The sequence below is a fragment of the Agaribacterium haliotis genome (assembly GCF_002312815.1).
Taxonomy (GTDB): Bacteria; Pseudomonadota; Gammaproteobacteria; order Pseudomonadales; family Cellvibrionaceae; genus Agaribacterium; species Agaribacterium haliotis.
The window spans coordinates 16,194-34,974 of sequence record NZ_NKQJ01000016.1; the positions used below are offsets into that span (position 1 = coordinate 16,194).

The window sequence follows — 18,781 nt, forward strand, 5'->3', positions numbered from 1 at the left end:
ATGCAAAATTTTTTGTTTTTTTGTTTATCTATTCGTATGTCTTTTTATTTGTGTGGGCGCACGTTGGCCACTGCCTTGAGCCTTGTTTCACTGCTGGCTTTGAGCGCCTGTGCGACAAAGTCGCACAATGACTATCAAGACCCGGACCCATGGGAAGGTATGAACCGCGGTGTTTTTGCTTTTAACTCCAAGCTCGATAGCTGGGTGTTAAGGCCGGTGGCAAAAGGCTACGACTTTATAGCCCCTGCGCCAGTGCAACAGGGCGTGGGCAATTTTTTTGGCAACCTCGGTGAAATTGGCAATATCAGCAACGATGTATTGCAGTGGAAATGGCGGCAGGCCGGCAACGACAGCGCCCGCTTTGTTGTCAACTCAACCTTAGGCCTGCTCGGCCTGCTCGATGTTGCCACCCCGATGGGGCTCGAACCCAATGAAGGTGAAGATTTTGGCCAGACGCTGGCCCACTGGGGTGTCGCCCGCGGCCCCTATGTTGTCCTGCCTTTTCTCGGGCCGAGTACCGTGCGCGACGGTTTGGCTTTACCGGTCGATTTTTACGTGATGGACCCGGTCTCTTATGCCGAGCGCCAAGCGGTAGTCAACACGGCAGTGGCGACGCGCATCGTGCACCGTCGAGCCGAGCTGTTTGATATTGAAGAGCTCGCTTCCGGCGATATGTATGTATTTATGCGCGATGCGTATTTACAGCGTAGAGATTATTTAGAGGGAGACGGGGAGCTGGCCGAAGACTATGAAGATGAGTTCGGCGACGAAGATTTTTAAAGGCTAAAACAGCCCTCACTGCACGGTGAGTAAAAAGCTGTACCCGCGAACAACTGCTTATAGCTTGGTGCCTGCGGCGATCAAGCTAACGCGGTGGGCTCACTGCCTTAGCGCGAAAAAATGCTAGTCGTGTACTTTGTCGATCTCAAGGCCGAGCAGGCAGCTGCTATGCTCTGAACTCGGTTGAGCGACAACTCTGGCAACCAGCGTATTCGCCTCTAGTATTGGGGCGTGGCCGTGGCCTGACGCGATACGAACCTTTAGCTCGCTGCCCACAGGCAAGGTGCTGTCAATTTCTACCAGCATGCCTCCGCCGCTTAAGTCGCGACAGATACCGCGATGGTGCGAGCCGTCTTCGAGCAACTCAATATCAACGGGGCTGTCTATTTTCATGCGGAGGAAACCGCGTTTTTCCTGATAGTTTCGGTCGGCTAGGCTCATAGCTACTCCATTTGAAACGCAATTAACAGGCGCCACCTGGCTAACAGCAAAGGAGTTAAGGCATCGCATAACAACGAGTTCGATACGCAGTTTGGCAAGCGGGCATCGCTCAGATCTGAGGCGAAGGCCTAGCGCAAAAAAGGCATATCGCGTATTTGTTGTTATTGGGCCTTACGCACATTTAAGCAAGGTGGCCAAATACCGCCCATACAGGCTGCGGCTGGGACAATAAGTTAACGCAAAAAATACTATTTGTGTAGCTTTTGATCACGCTCAGTGCCTGGCGCCTCAGATAAACTTTACTTCGTTTATTTCGAGCTACGAAGTGAGCGCCAAATCAGCTAAACTTGCCCGATGGCTTGGGGCGACAGCGGTCGAGCTCAGCGCTTATAGAATTTACAATCTTACAATAATAGTCGCGCAGCCCACGTGGACTGCGCCGTCGAAGGATGTGGCACCGTTCGACAGTTTTGCTTTCGGCAAGCCCGGCCAAAACTGTATTGAGCAAGTTTGAATCAAGGTAGTAGTACTATGAATACAGGTGAGATAAAAGTCGCTGACAAGGACGGGGTCTTTGTCATTAAGATGCTTGGCGACGTTCGCCTCACTCTCAGCCTGAGCTTCGACGAATTTATCGATCAGATGTTCGCCAGCGAGGATTTCAGCTCCGTCATTTTTGACCTGACTGAAGCAGAGGCAATCGACAGCACCACCCTGGGCCTAATGGCCAAAATTTCGTTAAAGGGCCGCGCTTTGCACTATATGGACCCAATCGTAATCTCGAGTAACGCTGCGATTATTCGCCTGCTCGATTCGATGGGCTTTGCAGAGATTTTGCAGATCGTCGAGTCGGCAGATATCGGCCACGATGATTTCCAGGTTTTGCACAGCCACGACCTGGCGGTGGATGAAGAGGCCGTCAGGCAAAAGGTGCTCGAGGCCCACCGCAGCTTGGTTGAGTTAAATGCCGACAACAAAGAAGTTTTCAAAGAGCTTTTACATTCGCTCGAGCGCGGTTAGCTCTGCCTTTGTTTTAACTCAAGTCCCGGCCTGCGCCAGTTCACGCTTTGTTGTCTGGAGCCGGGGCGAGTCTTCAGTTGCTCGGGGCCGTCGTTATAATGTACTTCAGTAATGGTACTTTTAGCTGGTCTTGATGCATGCCTTTTTTAAAACACAGCGTGAATGGCGCCACAGTCAACATTGTTGAACTGGCCTCGCCCGTCCGTTTTGGTCGCGCTGCCGATAACAACCTGATTCTTGACGATCCCACTGTCAGTCAGTACCACGCTGAGCTGGTCGAGCGCGACGGGCAGTGGTTGCTGCAAGATTGCGATTCAACCAACGGTTTGTTTGTTGAAGGTGAGCGCAGCAGCGGCGCCCGGCTTCAGCACGGTTCGGTGTTCCGCATGGGCGCACAGAGTTTTGAATTTCTCAACGATGTCCCCAGTGCACTTGAGCAAACCCTGCGTATTAAAAAAAGTTGGATACCCGGTGTTTATTACACAGAGTAGTTTTCTTTGTCCCTGCGTTGTGAAGCTGCCTTTGACAGGTGGCTTTTTGGCTAAGGTGCCGCGATGACAGGTGTGTACTGAGTGAAGAGCTTTGCTCTGAGGTGTGAAAAAAGCTGGGATGCGCTGGCGCGTTTAGTTAGTCGGCGCAGCTTGCGCTTTTACCTGCTTTTACTGCTGTGTGCAGTGCTGTGTTTGCCCGGCCAGTATGCCGCGTTAGGCGGTATCGATAGCTTGAGCCTAAACATACTGGGTAAGTTTCGCGGCGCGGAGCAAAACGCGGTTGATATTGCCATTGTCAGTGTGCCCGATGCTACTGTGCGCCGCTGGAGCGCAGATGTCTATCACAGCGGTGAGCTGAGCTCGCTGGTGTCCAACGTATTGCACGCATCTCAGGCGCGCCTTGCGCTTGTTTTACCGCGCCCGCTGTTTCTCGGCAGTACTGAGCTCGATCGCAGCCTGGCCGAAGGTAGCGACGAGGATAGGCGTATGCTCGCGCGCAAGCAGTATTTGCTGTCGCTGCTCGGTGATCAGCGCGTAGCACTTGGGCTCAGTTCGTGGCAGCCGGAGCTGGCGCCGGCTCATACTCAGGGCCAAGCCTATGCCTGGCTAAGATCCTGGTTTAATGCAAAGCCAGGTTGCGAGGGCAGCTGCGCGGCGCCGCTGGAGCCTCTGCCGTGGCTGCCTCTATTGCAGGCAGACCGGGTTCGGTTGTGGTTGGAGCTCGATAACGGCAGCGTGATCGCCAGTCTAATGGCGGCCATGCTTGAGTTAAACAATAGGCCGGAGCTCGCGCTAAAGCTGGCGCCGTGGCTCGCTGACTCAGTTTTGGCGCCCTTGGCTTCGGATGCCTATATCACTGAGGGCCGTTTCGATAGCCATTCGGCTCGGGTCAGTGTGCTCAGTCTCGACGAAGCGCTGGCTGTCAGCAGTTTCCCCTCGTATGTGTTGATCGGTCCGGCGTCGCAGCTTGCGGCCTTAAAACATAGTGCCCATCAGTTATACAGTCTCAACAAGGCGCAGGCCTATGTTCAGCCGTGGTGGGCGGAGCCGCTGGTTCGGGTACTGCTACTTATTTTTGTGCTGTTATTGAGTTGCCTGGCCAGTGCCAATGCTTCACTTAAGCTGCGTTTGGGCGCCATCGCTTCGCTGCTGTTTTTTGCACTCGGCCTACAGTTCTATGCGGCGCTGGCTCTGAGCCTTTGGCTGCCGATGTCACTGCTCTTTGTTGTTGCGCTTTTGCTGCTTCCACTTTTGAGTTTGTGGCGGCTAAACCACAGGCGCCAGCTGCGCGAGCAAGTAGCGCTGCAGCACGCGCTGAGCGACGCCAGCGATATTCTTGAGGCGGAGCACTGTATTGCCGAGGCGGTGGCGCTGCTCGCTCAGGCTCCGCGCCGGAGCAACGCTTCGGCACGTATTCAGCGCATGCTTGAAACCCTGGCAAAACGCGAGGATAAGATGGAGCAAGCGCTTACTTTGCTGAACCAATGCCTGCTCATTATGGGGCCCGATAAGCGCCTGTTGAGCTTGCGCAAGCGCCTGCGCGCCAGCGGTGCAATGCATAAGAGCCTGGCTAAAACTCTGGTTCGGGGGCGAAGTGGCGACGGGCCAAAACCGCAGCGCCTAGGGCGCTATCAAATTAAAGAAGAGCTCGGTCGCGGCGCCGTCGGTGTGGTGTACTTAGGTTTTGATCCGGCGATCGCGCGCAAAGTGGCGGTAAAAACTCTCGACTCACGAGGTTTTGCCGGTGAGCATTTATCCTCGCTTAAAGCGCGCTTCTTCCGCGAGGCGGAAGCTGCCGGGCGTTTGAACCACCCGAATATCGTCTCGGTTTACGATCTTGGTGAAGAGGGCGATCTGGCTTATATCGCGATGGATTTTGTCGATGGCCAGCCGCTGTCTGAGTTTGTCAGTGCCGAACGGTTGTTACCGGTGAGCACGGTTTATCGCATTGTTTACGATGCGGCAATGGCTTTGCACTACGCTCACGAAAACCAAATTGTGCACCGGGATATTAAGCCTGGAAACCTGATGTACAGTAATTCGCCCTACACTTTAAAAGTTGCCGACTTTGGCATTGCACGCCTGCTTGATGCCAGCCGCACCAGCACCGGTGAGATACTCGGCAGCCCGCTTTATATGGCGCCCGAGCAGTTGCGCGGTGCACGCGTTGGGGCGACGGCAGATATCTTTAGTTTGGGGGTGAGTTTTTACCAGCTGCTGTGCGGCGCGCTGCCATTTAATGCCGACAACCTTGCGGCGCTGACTTACGAAATTATTCACACCAAACATCGCAGTGTGCGCCGCGTGCGCAAAGAGCTGCCGGCCAGTGCCTCGCGTATTATTAATCAGTGTCTGCAGAAAAATCCCGATGACCGCTACGCGAGCGCCGCCGAACTTGCGCAGGCTCTACGCCGGGCCATCAAGCGTGATTTTCCGGCGATGGCTAAAAAGCCCGGTTATTAAGTGCCCGAGCAGTGGCTGGCAGAAATGCCAGGGGCTCAGGTCAAACAACTAAAACGGCCAAACGATTAACGCAATCAGCGCTTCAGTTGTTGCCGCACTTAAGCCCTTGCTATCTCGGCCTGGGGCTTAGCGATAGCGCCGGGGCCTGGGGACAGTCCTAACTGATTAATTCAAAGGCGATGCGGCGCTTGTCCTGGTCTACGGAGGCTATTTTTATCTCTACTTCGTCGTTGATAAACCAGCTTTGCTCACCAACTTTTAAACTCAGGCGCTTGGCGTCAAAACTCTTTTCCTGGTCTTTGCCAAACAAGACAAACCCCTCCAAACCGCTGTCGTCGAGTTTCACGCCAAAGCCCTGTTGAGTGACGATGCGCACCCGGCCTTTGGCGCTGTTGCCAACTTGCTTTTGGGCGTACAGGCACAGTAACCACTGCTGCAACTCTCGGTCAGCCTGGCGGCCGTTGCGCAGATTCTCGTTGAGTGACTGCAGTTGTTGTTCACTAAGTTTCGGTGCTTTGTTTCCGTTGAGTACGGCTTCTATACACCAGTGATTAAACAAGTCGGCAAAGCGGCGAATCGGTGAGCTCACTGTGGCATAAAAGTCTGCGCCGAGGCCCAGGTGAGGGCCCTGCTCGTGGCTGAGCTCGGCGCCTTGCATCAGGCGGCGCAGTGCCGGTAGATACTTGCTGCGTTCACTGTCGGCACTGAGACTTCTGTGCATAGTTTTGTGTGAGTCCAGCGTGTTGAGCTCGCCGAAGTCGAGACCCTCTTCTTTAAATAGTGCGGCAGCTTCGCCGATACGGTCTTCGCGAAAACCTTTGTGCACGGTAAACAGGCCGGCGTTGTGCTCGGCGAGAAAATGGCCGGCGGCGATGTTGCACGCAACCATGGCCTCTTCGACCAGTTGGTTGGCGCTGCTGCGTTCGCGCAGGCGGATGCTGTCGATATGGCCGCGTTCATCGAGGCTGAAGTCGTAGTCGCCGCTGTCGTCGTTAAGTAGCATGTGCTGTTCGCGATAGTTGCGGCGCAGCACGCTAATCTCTGCCAGCAGTGTTAGGTTGGCCTGCAGCGACTCGTCAACAGCGTCGCTATTGCCCCGGTCGAGAAAGTTGGCGACTTGCTCGTAACTTAACTTCGCAGCCGAGCGCAGCTTGGCTCGGCTAAAGTTGGCGCTGCTCACCTCGCCATTGGCGTTAATTTCCATGCTGCACACGAGCGCGGGTTTGAGTTTTTCGGCTTCGAGTGAAAAGGCGTAGTGGGCAATAGCTGCGGGCAGCATCGGCACGGTACCGCCGAGTAAATAAACCGATTGCGCGCAGTTTTGCGCCTGCTCAGCGAGCGCTGAGCCTTGTGCAAGAAAGCTCGCCGGGTCGGCGATGGCAACTTTGAGTTCGTAGCCGTCGCCTTTCTTTTGTGCATACAGAGCGTCGTCCATGTCGAGCGTTGAGGCCGAATCAATGGTGACAAAAGGCAGTGCGCTTAAATCGTCGCGCTCGCCAAAATTTTCATTGGCAAAATCGTTTTGTACGGCTTCGAGCTGTTTGCTGTGTTCTTCGCCACTGCGGTAGTTCAAATCGTACTTGGCTTTGATGTATTTGTGTTCAATAAAGGCGTCGTCGGGCTGGCCTATACGAAATAATATGTTTGCCTGGGCGCGGCCGTCACGCCACGGGTGGCGGGAAATCTTGGCGATAACAAAATCGCCTTCTTTGGCGCCTTTGCGCTGCTGCGGTGGGATAAAAATCCAGCGACTAAAATCGCGGCCGCCAGGCACAACAAAATGGCCTTTACCGCGAACGCGGTATTGGCCAACAAATTTGCTCAAGCCCGGCTCTTGCAGCTTTTCTAGTTCAGCTTCGAGTTTGCCTTTGGCGTTTTCGTTTAAGCTGACCTGAACCCGGTCTCCAGGTAAAACGCGTTCCATTTTTTCCGGGGCTAAAAACGCGTCGCGGCCGTCGTCGCAGCGAACAAAACCGAAACGGCCGGAGGTGGCGGCAACCACTCCTTCGGCGTAGTCCTTGGTGGCTTGAATATCGGTTTTCAGTTGCGATAGGGCTGCAAGCGCATTGGGGTCTAACATGGGGTCAGCTGTCTCAGTAAATCAGAAAGGCGGCGATTTTATCAGGTAAGCGCCGCCGCTGTATGTAGCTCAAGTTGCAGTTTTCGTCGACAAAGCGCTATTTGTGTTTGATTTTTAAACAGAGTCGTCGGGCTGTTTTACACTTGGTACAAAAGTTTTAGTTTGGCGTGTACGTAGCTATGTCGCTTAATGTATGCTCGCTTAAATTGCGCCGCGGTAGTCGAGCTGGCGCCAGGCCTCGTAGACAAGCACTGAGCAGGCATTGCTCAAATTCATACTGCGGCTACCCTCAAGCATGGGGATACGCAACATATGTTTTGTCGAGCAGTGTTCTAGAATGTGCGCGGGTAAACCGCGGCTTTCCGGGCCAAAGATAAAGTATGCGTTTTGTTCAAAGTGTGCTTGGCTGTGATTAATTTGGCCTTTCGTTGTCAGAGCCCACAGGGCTTCAGGCTTTTCGTTGTCGAGAAACGCCTGCCAGTTTTGGTGGCGCACGATGCCGGCCCACTCTCCGTAGTCGAGACCGGCGCGGCGCAGGCGCTTGTCGTCAAGTTCAAAACCCAGCGGCTCGATAACGTGTAGGCGGCAGGGGGTGTTGGCGCAGAGACGGATAATATTGCCCGTGTTTGGCGGGATTTCCGGCTCAAACAAAACGATGTTAAACAGGTGCATTGTTTGGCTAAGGGCCTTATTTTGAGTAACAAAAACGAATTGGTGTGCTAAGAGCCTATAATATATAGGTTTAATGAGGCTTTGCGGCCACAATAATTATAAAACGTAGATCACTGAGGAAAACTAGTAAGATGCGCTTTATGGGAAACGCTCGTGAACTGGTTGACTAAATTTTCACGCCCTCGAGGGTGGCTTGCGGTTGAGCTCGGCTCTGAGTATGTGAGTTTTGCGCTTGCCCGTGCCGGCGAAAGCAAACTGCATAAGCTCGCCTGTATGCGCTGTGAACAGGGCAGCAGTTCCTGGCCGTCACTGCTTGAAGACTATGTTAATAAACATCAGCTTGCCGGTTACCACTGCCGCTTGGTGCTGCGCGCAAGTGATTATCAACTGTTGTTAGTTGAGGCGCCAGAAGTACCTGAAAATGAGCTGCGCGAAGCGCTAAAATGGCGTGTTAAAGAGCTGCTGCAAAGCAGTGTTGAGCAAAGTGCTATCGATGTATTTACTCTGCCCGCCGGCATCAGCCGCAGCGGTAAAACCATGGCCTACGTGGTTGCCGCAGAATTGAGCTTAATTAAATCGCTGATTGAATTGACAAAAAACGCCGATCTCGAGCTCGATAGTATTGATATTGAAGTGTTGGCGCTGCGCAATTTATTGCAGCTAAAGGCACTTGAGCGCGGTGCGGCGCTGGTGCGCTTACATCAGGGCGCCGGCGAAGTAAGTATTTATCGCGATGGCGATTTGTATCTGTCGCGCAACTTTAAGGTTGATTACGGCGCCGGCCTGCTCGATGAACTCCCCGCTGAGCAACTAGCCTTAGAAATTCAGCGCTCGCTCGATTATTTTGAGCGACAAATGGGGCAGGCGCCGCCGGGTATTTTGTATTTGTGTGGCGAAGGCATAGGCCCGGAAAAAATTAGCGAGGAGCTAAAACGTTCACTTTCACTGCCGGTGGCCTTTCTCGATTTAAGTGAGGAGCTTGGTATCGATAGCGATGAGCTTGATGAGGGCTTGTTACAGCTTTGTCTCGGAGCCGCTGGCGGTGCGCTGCGGGAGCAGGCGAGTTAAATGCAAAATATTAATTTGTATTTACCCGAACTAAGGGTAAAAAAGGAGTGGATGACGGCGCACACCGCAGCGCTGTCGTGTCTGGGTTTTGTGCTGCTGCTATTGCTGGTGTCTATCGTCAACAGCCATCGCCTGCAAGCGTTAAAAAAAGATGTGGTGATGCTTGAGCACCAACAGTTGCTGGCCGAGCAGCGCTTGCAAAGCGTTAAAGATCGCGGTCCGATCGGCAATAGTTTAAAGCTCGACAAACAAATCGATCAGTTAAAGCTGGACATCAACAGCCGTTTACTGGTTCAAGACCTGATTGAAGGTCAGAGCCTTGGCAATGACAACGGCTTTTCGTCACGCCTGCAAGGCCTCGCTCGTTTTAGCAGTGAAGCTTTAAGTCTCGATCGTTTTCGTTTTACCGGTGGGGCTTCGCTGATTGAAATGAGCGGTGTGTGTACCAAGCCTGAGCTGTTACTGGCGTATCTTGCCGAGCTGCAAAACGATAGCGCTTTTGTTCAATCTGCTTTTGGTTCGCTGAGCATCGCCGAGAAAAACAGCCAAAAGCGTTTTGATTTTTCCCTGGGTTACGAGCCGCTGATGAGCTCGAAGGAAGATGGGGGGGCGCAGCGGTGAAAGCACTGTGGTTGAAATACAGCGACGCGTTTAATCTGCGCCCACTGCGCGAACGTTTGCTGATAGCACTTTGTATATTGGCTTTTGTTTATGTCTGCTGGGAACTGCTGATCTATTCGTCGATCAACAGCGAAAATAAGAAACTACAACAGCGTTTCAGCTCCGCGGAGTCGGCCTTGGAGCGGCTGACTCAAGAAGAAAAAATCTATACCAAGACCTTGATGAATAACCCCAATGCGCTGAAACAAAAACAGGTGTTGGAGCTTGAGAGTAAACTTCAAAACCTGGATCAAGAGCTTGCTGAATTAAGCGTTGGCCTGGTTCAGGCGCGAGAGTTACCGCAGATTATTCGCTCGATGTTGCAAAAACGCGAAAAGTTAAGCCTGCTTGCGATGCAAGCACTGCCGCCCCAGCGTTTGAGCTTTGATACCGCCAAAAACACTGACAGCGACGCCGACGAAGATGAAAAACCTGAATTAAGCGCCAAACCTGTCGGAGTGTTTAAACACAGCGTGCGTTTTCGTTTAGAGGGCTCGTATTTTGAGCTGACAAGGTACTTACAGGAGCTTGAGCAGGGCGACTGGCAGTTTTACTGGTCGAGTTTGGCCTACGAGGTGACCTCGTGGCCAACAGCAATGGTTGAGCTCGAAGCCTATACCCTGTCTACTCAGCGGGGCTTTATCGGTGAATAGCTATTTCTTCCGCGCATTATGTATCTGTGTTTGTGCCACTGCCGCGCCAGGGCAGAGCCTTGCGAATACGACTTTGAATACTAAGCCGGTTTCAGAAGTCGCTGGCGAGGCGCTGCGCGATCCGACCAAACCGCTATTTTACCGGGCCGCCAAAGCCAAGCGGCAAACATTTAATTTGCAGGCGACCTATGTGCGCGCGGATGGCAGTAGCGCGATTATTAATGGCCGCCATATTAATCGCGGACAAACAATAGCTGGTTGGACTTTGACGCGTGTTGAACGCAACCGCGTTGTATTGACGTCGGCGGGTGAAACTCGCGTATTAAATTTGAGAAATAAAGTGATCAGTGGCGGCTAGCTCTGCCTAACAGGCGCTAATGTGAATGATGGTTAACAACGTGAATAACAGAAAAATGCTAAAAAAACGGCTGCCGGTGTTTGGCGTATTGTTGAGTGCGCTGATATTGGCTGCGTGTATGAATCAGCCAATCGGCACCACAACGGCAGATAAAGAATACGAGGCGTTTGTCGACGAACACCAAAACAGCGAGCTTGAAGTACCTGCCCAGATTGATCAAGCGCTGCTTGATCACGGTGCCGAGCAGCCGGTCGCCGCTTCGCAAAAAGCGCGCTTTGATGTCAGTGTCAACCGTGTGCCTGCGCGCCTGTTTTTTGTAAGTTTGGTCAGTGAATCGGGTGAGAACGTTGTTGCCCACCCGGATATAGAGGGGCAAATCAGCCTCGACTTACGCAACGTTAGTATCGATGAAGTGCTCAATGTTGTGCGCGATGTCTACGGCTACGAATACAAGCACGCCAATGGTATTTACACTATTTATCCGCGCACTTTGCGCACTCAGGTCTTTCCTATTAACTACCTCGATGTGCAGCGTGTCGGCGTAACCGATACCAGTGTACTCATCGGCAAGATCACTTCGAATTCTTCCGGTTCAAACAACAGCAGTGGCAACTCGTCATCCAATAGTGGCAACAGTGACGACGGCGGCGCTAATTTGCTCAGCTATCTCGGTTTGGATGATGGCCAGGGCAACTCCGGGCAGGAGGACTTAACGCCGGGTACGCGTGTGCAAACACTCAACACCACCGATTTTTGGAGCGGTTTGCAAAAAACCTTGGTGGGCATTATTGGTGGCGAAGATGAGGGCCGCTTTGTTATGACTAATGCCCAGGCTGGCATCGTCGTTGTCCGAGCCTTGCCGTCTGAGTTAAGCACAGTGCGCAGTTTTCTCGAAGAGAGTGAGCTAAGTGTTCAGCGCCAGGTTGTGCTTGAGACCAAGATACTCGAAGTGCAGCTGAACGATCACTACGCCAGTGGTATTAACTGGGGTGCGATAGGTGGTGCTTTGGCCGTAGAGCAAACGATTAGCGGCATTGGTGATATGGGCGAAGTGATTTTTGGCGGCGCCGGTCAGAGCGAAGTGCTGTTTTCATCAGTGCTCGGAGTCACAGATATTACCAAGTTAATTGATTTGCTTGATCAGCAGGGCGATGTGCAAGTGTTGTCGAGCCCGCGTATTTCTACGGTCAACAATCAGAAGGCGGTGATTCGCGTTGGTTCGGATGAGTTTTTTGTTACCGGTATTTCCAACTCTCAAACCACCAGTGCAGCGACTGTAAGCAACACGCCGGAAATTGAACTGAGCTCGTTTTTCAGCGGTATCAGCCTCGATGTAACGCCGCAGATTGCCGAAGATGGCGATGTGATTTTGCATGTGCACCCGATCGTCAGCAAGGTTCAGGATCAAATTAAAGATATTGAAATCAGCGGTGACAATTTTTCTTTGCCGCTGGCGCTACGCGATGTGCGCGAATCCGATTCCATTGTTCGCGCTGAAAGTGGCCAAGTGGTTGTGCTCGGTGGCCTGATGCAAGAAACCACACAGGAGGTCAGTACCGACCGGGGTTTTCTCGCTAGTATCCCTATTATCAACGTCTTTTTTAAACACGAAGAAAAGCGCCTGTTGAAAAACGAGTTGGTTATTCTTATGCGGCCTATCGTGATTGAAGATGGATCGTGGGAAGAGTTGGTGTCCGAAGGCCGGAGCACTTTTGATTTTGGCGGCCGAAGTCAATAACCGACTATGTATGAAGCCCACTTTAATTTTTCCGAAGCGCCATTTTCTCTGACGCCGGATACTCAGTTTTTTTTAAATCAAAGCAGCCACAAAGATGCTTTGAATACGATCTTAATTGCACTCAAACACTGTGAAGGTTTTGTAAAGGTTGTCGGCGAAGTGGGCACCGGTAAAACTTTGCTCAGCCGCATATTGTTGACCCACCTGAAAAGCTCCTGTGTGACAGCCTATGTGCCGAACCCCTATTTAAGCGCAGAGGAGTTAAAGTCTTTTGTGGCGCAAGAAGTCGGGGCTCAGTTTGATAAAACCATGGCATCTCACGAGTTGATGTCGGCGCTTTACCGGCGTCTGGTACAGCTGCACCGCAGCGGCAAACAGGTGGTGTTAATTGTCGACGAAGCGCAGGCCATGCCGCGCGATACGGTTGAATGTTTGCGCCTTTTGACCAATCTCGAAACGGAAAAACGAAAATTATTGCAGGTAGTTATGTTGGGGCAGCCCGAGCTCGACAACTTGCTCAAACGCAAAGACTTGCGCCAGCTAAAGCAGCGCATTGTTTTTTCCGAGTATTTAAAACCTCTGCGTCGCGGCGCCTGTCGTGCGTATATCCAGCACCGCCTGGCATCCGTCGATGCAAGCAGTGCATTATTTTCGTCGGCGGCGATGGATTTTGTTTATCTTTCCTCCGGCGGTATTCCGCGCTTGATTAATATTCTTTGTCACAAAGCGCTGATTGTCGCCTATGGGCGCGGACAGCAGCGTATTTCTTTGTGGCATGTGGCCAAAGCGGTGCGCGACACCGAAGAGAGCCGTGCACGCAGTTGGGCGGGGCTGTTGGCACTTTTTTCACCGGGGCGGGAGCAGCTCGGATGAGCCTGATTAACGATGCCTTAAACGACCTTGAATTGCGCAGCGCCAAAACGGCAAACTACGTCGAGGCAAAATCAAGCTTTTGGGCTGGGCCCGTCGCTAAAATTACGAGTCTTTTTTTACTGGCGTTTGCCTGTTTTGGCGCGGGTTATTATTTTGCAGGCACCGGGCTTGCAAGCTCTGAGAACAAAGCTCAAATACAAGAGCTAAGTACTTCCTCTTTAGAGCATGCACCTTCACATAGCTCTTCTAATTCAATCGCCTCGCCAGCACAGCACGCAGCGCCTGAAATTAAGAACGTTGAAACTGTGCCGCTTACAATTGGGCAGCCCGGCAAAGTAAAGTCGGAAACAATGCCGGTCTCGCCAGTTGAAATTCAGCAAGCAAATTCGAACAAGGCCGAACAGCAGCGTATCGCCGCGCTGCTTCAGCAGGCAGAGCTGGCACAAAAGCAATATCGTTTAAGTTCACCTGAAAAGAACAATGCGGTGTATTTTTACAACTCGGTTTTGCAGTTGCGGCCTGAAAATACCCAGGCGCTGGCCGGCCTGGATCAAGTAAAAGAGCGCTACGTTCAGTTGTACCGGCGCAGCCTCGAGCGTAATGAACAGCAAAAGGCCACGACCTACGCCGCTCGCCTGTCTAAGCTTTTAGCCGCCGATGAAGTGGCGCTCTTTGGCCAGCGCATGCAAAAACTCCAGCAGCAATACAGTGTGGATCGCGCCTTAGAGGGCTCGGAGGGGGGGGCGCAAAGTGTTGGCGGCAATAGTGTGGCAAGTGCGCCGGCCTTATCGGAAACACCAGCGCTTAAACATTACGGTGGTGCTGAGCCAACTTCGGATAAGCGCCTAAGCATTAACAAGTCACAACAGCAAAAGCGCAGTGAAACCTTAGCGCAGTTAAAGCGCCTGATGCGCCAGCAAGATTACGTTGCGGCAAGAGCGCTTGTCGATAAAAACGCCGCAGCTATGCAAGATGTTGAGCCTTTTATCGAAACGCAGTTAGAGCTGTATTTGCAGCAGCAAGATTGGCCGGCGATGACTCGGGTGCTCGCCGAGCAGGAAAAGCGCGAGCGCGTTTTTGTTTATTATCAGGCTCGCTTGACCCAGCACTACCAGGGAGAAAACGCAGCTCAGCAATATTTGGCCGGGCAGAGCACAGCGCTTGCCAGCACTATGCCGGCACAAGCTCGCGCGATGTACGCCGGTTTATTACAAAAAAATAAGCAGCACGAGCAAGCCTTGCAGCAATATCGTGTGCTGGTTGATCAGCAGCAGCAAAACGCACTGTACTGGCTCGGTCTTGCTGTCAGCGCCGATAAATTAAAGTTTCGTTCCGAGGCGATGTCGGCCTACAGTGTTAGTGCGCGGCTCGGCGGTCACAGTGTGACTGTGCAAGAATTTATTCAAAAACGCTATCAGCAGCTGCAGCAAGAGCAGCAGAATAGGGAGCCTAGCTAATTGGTTGAACAAAAGCGCATCCGTTTAGGTGATCTGCTTGTCGCGCAACAATATATTAGCGCCGAGCAGCTCGATGAAGCCCTCGCCGAACAAAAACGCTCTGGGCTTAAACTCGGCCGCCAGCTTATTGCCCTGGGTATGGTCGAAGAAAATACCCTGCTGGATTTATTGTCAAAACAACTGGGCATTCCTTTTGTTGAATTAAAGCACTTTCGTTTTGATCGCGAACTGGTGCAAACCTTGCCCGAGTCGCTGGCGCGCCGCTACCGGGTAATGATACTCAGCGAAGACAGTGAATCTGTGTTGTTGGGCATGGCCGACCCCACTGATATTTTCAGCCTCGATGATATTCAGGCTGTCATTCACAAGCCGATAAAAACGGCGGTGGTGCGCGAGTCGGAACTGCTGGATATTCTCGATATCGCCTACAGTCGCGCCGATGAAATTGCCAGCCTTGCAGGCCAGTTGGATGAAGAGCTCGCCGAAGAGTCTGTCGACCTTAGCGATATTGTCACCGATGCCTCTGACAGCGATGCACCGGTTGTTAAATTGCTGCAAAAAATCTTTGAAGAGGCGATTAGCACCAAAGCGTCGGATATTCATATTGAACCCGATGAAAGTGTATTGCGTATACGCCAGCGTATCGACGGCGTGCTGATTGAGCAGGTGATGAATGAAAAGCGCATTGCTGCGGCGCTGGTTGTGCGCTTAAAGCTGATGTCCAATTTGGATATCAGTGAAAAACGCCTGCCGCAGGATGGCCGTTTTAATTTGCGCTTAGGAAAAAGTAATATCGACGTGCGGGTATCGACAATGCCGGTGCAGTACGGTGAATCGGTGGTAATGCGTATACTCGATCAGAGCGAGGGGGTAAGGCCGCTTGCGTCTGTCGGCATGCCGCCGGCCTATATTCAGCGTTTTCGCTCGGTGATTCAGCGCCCCTACGGTTTGGTACTGGTAACCGGGCCGACCGGCAGCGGTAAAACCACCACGCTTTACGGAGCGCTGTCAGAGCTCAACACGCCTGAGAAAAAAATTATCACCGTTGAAGACCCGGTAGAATACCGCCTGCCGCGTATTAGCCAGGTGCAAATTCACGAGCGCATCGGCCTCGATTTTGGTTCGGTGCTGCGCGCAACCTTGCGTCAGGATCCCGACATACTTTTAGTCGGTGAGATTCGCGATGCCGAGTCGGCAGAAATTGCTCTGCGCGCAGCGATGACCGGGCACTTGGTGCTCTCTACCTTGCACACTAACGACGCCGTGACATCAGCTCTGCGCTTGGTGGATATGGGTGTTGACCCGTTTCTGGTTGCCGCGAGCTTAAAGGCCATTGTTGCCCAGCGTTTGGTGCGCAAAGTCTGTGAAAGCTGTGCAGAGCCCTACGAACTTGAGCCCGGCGAACAGGCTCTGTTTGCCAAGCTGCGCCCCGATGTAAGCCTTACAGCGACAAGCTTTAAGCGCGGTGCCGGTTGCCCCCATTGTTTTAACAGTGGTTTTCGCGGTCGTATAGGCGTGTTTGAGCTACTGGAAATTAATGGCGAAATGGCCGACGCTCTACGAGAAAACAGCGTTAAAAACTTTAATGACGCAGCCCATCGCAGCGCCTCGTATCGCTCCCTCGGCGCCAACGCTTTAGATTTGGCCGTCGAAGGGCGCATCGCGTTTTCTGAAGTACTCAGGGTAAGCGCAGAGCTTGCCGATGAGAGCCTCAGTGATATGGCAGAATAAAGGCGCGGGCGATGGCACAGTTTCAGTATCAGGGGCGAACCAACCGAGGCCAGAGTGTGCAGGGGCGCATGGAGGCCTCTTCTATCGATACCGTAGCGGCGCAGTTGGTTGGCCGCGGCATCACGCCAATTAAAATTGACGAAGTCAGCAAAGGTGCGTCGCTGCTTCGGCAGGTGAATGATTTTATCGGTGCCAACAAGGTTCGCCCGGTTGATCTTATTATGTTCTGCCGGCAGATGTTTACCATTACCAAAGCCGGTATTCCGTTGACACGCGGTATACGCGGGCTCGCAGCGAGCCTGCGCCACGAATATTTTCAGGAAGTACTAAACGAAGTGGCCGACCGGCTCGAAGCGGGCTCGTCGCTGTCGGTAGCTATGCGTCACTACCCCAAGGTCTTTGACCAGTTGTTTGTCAGCATGATTGCTGTTGGCGAAAGCAGCGGCAAGCTCGACGAAGTATTTCGTCAGATTGGTTTTTATATTGAGCGCGATGAAGAAACCAAAAAACGCATTAAATCGGCCATGCGTTATCCGAGCTTTGTTTTAATTGCGATTAGCGCCGCAATTGTGATTTTAAATATTTTTGTTATTCCGGAATTTGCCAAGCTATTTTCACGCTTTGGCGCAGAATTACCGCTACTGACGCGCATATTAATCGGTACATCCAATCTTTTTGTTCACTACGGCCACTTTATTGCGTTAGGCGCGGCCGCGCTTGTTGGCGGCACTATTTATTATTTAAAAAGCGAGCCCGGAGCACTTATGTGGGGGCGCTACAAAATGCGTATGCCCATTGTCGGCTCGCTGATTGAGCGCGCGTCGATGGCGCGTTATGCCAGAAGTTTTAGTTTGATGCTCGGGGCGGGGGTGCCGATAAGCCAGGCGCTCGGCTTGTGTGCGGCGGCCATCGATAACCCCTGGCTGGAACAAAAAATTCAAGGCATACGCGAGGGCATAGAGCGCGGCGATTCGCTCTTGCGCACCCACCTGCAGGCTGCATTATTTACGCCACTGGTATTGCAGATGATCAGCGTCGGTGAAGAGAGCGGTCAGGTTGAGTCGCTGCTAACGGAAGTTGCCGAATTTTACGAACGCGAAGTGGATTACGATTTAAAAACCCTGACCGATAAAATTGAGCCGCTGTTGATTACCGTTATGGCCGGTTTTGTGTTGGTTATGGCGCTTGGAATCTTTTTGCCGATGTGGAGTCTATATGAAGTCCAGACCGGCAAATAAGGGCTTTAGTTTATTGGAGCTCATTGTTGTTGTCTGTTTGATTGCAATTTTGTTTGCTATCTCTGTGCGCTTTTACATCCCGCAAATCGAAGACAGTCAGCGCAAAACATTAAACTTTCAAGCCGCTGTTTTTAAGCGCAGTGTCGACAATATTCACGCGCTGTCAGCGCTGCAAGGTGGGCGTAGTTACACACTTAGTGATGGCACACGCTACTATTTAAATCAGTGGGGCTGGCCAGTCTCGAGCAATGCTCTTGAGGTTAATCCGCGCCGCCGGGTAAGTGATTTAAGCTGTCGCAGTTTGTGGCTGGGTTTATTTAGTCAAGTAGAAGCTGGCACGGAACAGGCCACTTTGGATCAGTTTATCGCTTCGGCGGCATCAAGACGAAGCTGTCGCTACAGTTTGAGCCGAACTAAGGAGGCTTTGTATTTTTTTGACTACGATATAAAAACAGGCAAATTAAGTATAAGCATAAAATAGTGTAAAAAAGCGCGACACTTTGGTGCTATTTGTCGATAAATGGTCGTATTTAGTGCTTCAAGACTATTGCTTTTGTTAGTTTATGTGACAGAATACTCAAAACTCATTCTTTATTATTACTTTTTATTTTGAAAAGTTATTTGGAGCTAACCATGAAACAACAATCTGGTTTTACTTTAGTTGAGCTGGTTGCCGTATTGGTAATCCTCGGTATTTTGGCAGCCACGGCGGTACCAAAATTTATTGATTTATCTGATGAAGCGAGCCAAGCCTCTGTTGATAACCTGGCCGGTTCTTTGGAGAGCGCAAGTTCTTTGAATTACGCCGTTTATGTTGCTGTGCAAGCAGGCTTAACAACTGAAACGACAGACCCCGTCGTTACTGTTAATTCTTGTACCCTCAGTGACCTCAACAATCTTTTGCAAAGCCCGCTGGATACAACTCAGTATAGCTCTGCTGTTTCAAGTGGAACTTTTACCAACCCCGGTGATTCAGTTGTATGTACCCTGACTGGCCCAACACCGAAAAGTGATACAGCTGATTTTGCGGTAATTGCTACGGCTTCTCCGTAATTTAA

General features: G+C 52.0%; 18 protein-coding genes. 15 read left to right on the plus strand and 3 right to left on the minus strand.

Features of this window, described 5'->3' with window-relative positions; translation table 11 throughout:
- Positions 1-780: an MlaA family lipoprotein gene (locus tag CFK45_RS16595; RefSeq protein ID WP_239923733.1), complete on the plus strand. Its 780-nt coding sequence runs from the start codon at positions 1-3 to the stop codon at positions 778-780.
- Positions 781-903: 123 nt separating this feature from the next.
- On the opposite strand, the gene CFK45_RS16600 is transcribed toward CFK45_RS16595, so the two are convergent.
- A complete protein-coding gene (locus CFK45_RS16600; RefSeq protein WP_096087571.1) occupies positions 904-1,221 on the minus strand; it encodes a PilZ domain-containing protein in 318 nt (105 codons plus the stop codon).
- A 531-nt stretch (positions 1,222-1,752) separates the two neighbouring features.
- Between CFK45_RS16600 and CFK45_RS16610 the strand changes: the two genes are divergently transcribed.
- The 3 genes from CFK45_RS16610 (at position 1,753) to CFK45_RS16620 (ending at position 5,195) form a co-directional block, all read left to right on the plus strand.
- Complete coding sequence (locus tag CFK45_RS16610) at positions 1,753-2,241, plus strand: STAS domain-containing protein (RefSeq protein WP_096087573.1); 489 nt, start codon at positions 1,753-1,755, stop codon at positions 2,239-2,241.
- Between the two features lie 137 nt (positions 2,242-2,378).
- Positions 2,379-2,732 carry an FHA domain-containing protein gene (locus CFK45_RS16615; protein ID WP_096087574.1) on the plus strand — a complete coding sequence of 118 codons (354 nt, stop codon included), beginning with the start codon at positions 2,379-2,381 and terminating at the stop codon, positions 2,730-2,732.
- Between the two features lie 81 nt (positions 2,733-2,813).
- Positions 2,814-5,195 (plus strand): serine/threonine-protein kinase, encoded by a 2,382-nt coding sequence (locus tag CFK45_RS16620; RefSeq protein WP_096087575.1) that lies wholly within the window; start codon positions 2,814-2,816, stop codon positions 5,193-5,195.
- 157 nt (positions 5,196-5,352) lie between these two features.
- Here the strand turns inward: CFK45_RS16620 and CFK45_RS16625 are convergent, their stop codons facing one another.
- Both CFK45_RS16625 and trmL read right to left on the minus strand, forming a co-directional pair.
- Positions 5,353-7,275, minus strand: a complete 1,923-nt coding sequence (locus CFK45_RS16625; protein WP_096087576.1) for a VacB/RNase II family 3'-5' exoribonuclease — start codon at positions 7,273-7,275, stop codon at positions 5,353-5,355.
- 201 nt (positions 7,276-7,476) lie between these two features.
- A complete protein-coding gene (gene trmL / locus CFK45_RS16630) occupies positions 7,477-7,941 on the minus strand; it encodes a tRNA (uridine(34)/cytosine(34)/5-carboxymethylaminomethyluridine(34)-2'-O)-methyltransferase TrmL (protein ID WP_096087616.1) in 465 nt (154 codons plus the stop codon).
- 159 nt (positions 7,942-8,100) lie between these two features.
- On the opposite strand from trmL, the gene CFK45_RS16635 reads away from it, so the two are divergent.
- The 11 genes from CFK45_RS16635 to CFK45_RS16685 all read left to right on the plus strand — a co-directional run bounded on the left by CFK45_RS16635 (position 8,101) and on the right by CFK45_RS16685 (position 18,776).
- The gene (locus CFK45_RS16635; RefSeq protein WP_096087577.1) at positions 8,101-9,015 is read left to right on the plus strand and encodes a type IV pilus biogenesis protein PilM; all 915 of its coding nucleotides are present in this window, start codon (positions 8,101-8,103) and stop codon (positions 9,013-9,015) included.
- Positions 9,016-9,636 carry a hypothetical protein gene (locus tag CFK45_RS16640; RefSeq protein ID WP_096087578.1) on the plus strand — a complete coding sequence of 207 codons (621 nt, stop codon included), beginning with the start codon at positions 9,016-9,018 and terminating at the stop codon, positions 9,634-9,636.
- Positions 9,633-10,328 carry a hypothetical protein gene (locus CFK45_RS16645; protein ID WP_096087579.1) on the plus strand — a complete coding sequence of 232 codons (696 nt, stop codon included), beginning with the start codon at positions 9,633-9,635 and terminating at the stop codon, positions 10,326-10,328. Before CFK45_RS16640 ends, CFK45_RS16645 begins: the two co-directional genes overlap by 4 nt.
- A gap of 73 nt (positions 10,329-10,401) precedes the next feature.
- Positions 10,402-10,686, plus strand: coding sequence for a hypothetical protein (locus tag CFK45_RS16650; protein ID WP_096087580.1), 285 nt, complete (start codon positions 10,402-10,404; stop codon positions 10,684-10,686).
- 55 nt (positions 10,687-10,741) lie between these two features.
- Complete coding sequence (mshL, locus tag CFK45_RS16655; protein ID WP_192870773.1) at positions 10,742-12,424, plus strand: pilus (MSHA type) biogenesis protein MshL; 1,683 nt, start codon at positions 10,742-10,744, stop codon at positions 12,422-12,424.
- A gap of 6 nt (positions 12,425-12,430) precedes the next feature.
- Positions 12,431-13,297, plus strand: coding sequence for an ExeA family protein (locus tag CFK45_RS16660; protein WP_096087581.1), 867 nt, complete (start codon positions 12,431-12,433; stop codon positions 13,295-13,297).
- Positions 13,294-14,754: a hypothetical protein gene (locus CFK45_RS16665; RefSeq protein WP_096087582.1), complete on the plus strand. Its 1,461-nt coding sequence runs from the start codon at positions 13,294-13,296 to the stop codon at positions 14,752-14,754. Before CFK45_RS16660 ends, CFK45_RS16665 begins: the two co-directional genes overlap by 4 nt.
- On the plus strand, positions 14,755-16,485 hold the full coding sequence (locus CFK45_RS16670) for a GspE/PulE family protein (RefSeq protein ID WP_096087583.1): 1,731 nt from the start codon (positions 14,755-14,757) through the stop codon (positions 16,483-16,485).
- A gap of 11 nt (positions 16,486-16,496) precedes the next feature.
- Positions 16,497-17,723: a type II secretion system F family protein gene (locus tag CFK45_RS16675; protein ID WP_096087584.1), complete on the plus strand. Its 1,227-nt coding sequence runs from the start codon at positions 16,497-16,499 to the stop codon at positions 17,721-17,723.
- Complete coding sequence (locus CFK45_RS16680) at positions 17,701-18,204, plus strand: type II secretion system protein (RefSeq protein ID WP_096087585.1); 504 nt, start codon at positions 17,701-17,703, stop codon at positions 18,202-18,204. Before CFK45_RS16675 ends, CFK45_RS16680 begins: the two co-directional genes overlap by 23 nt.
- Positions 18,205-18,356: 152 nt before the next feature.
- A complete protein-coding gene (locus CFK45_RS16685) occupies positions 18,357-18,776 on the plus strand; it encodes a type II secretion system protein (RefSeq protein ID WP_096087586.1) in 420 nt (139 codons plus the stop codon).
- Positions 18,777-18,781 lie beyond the last annotated feature (5 nt).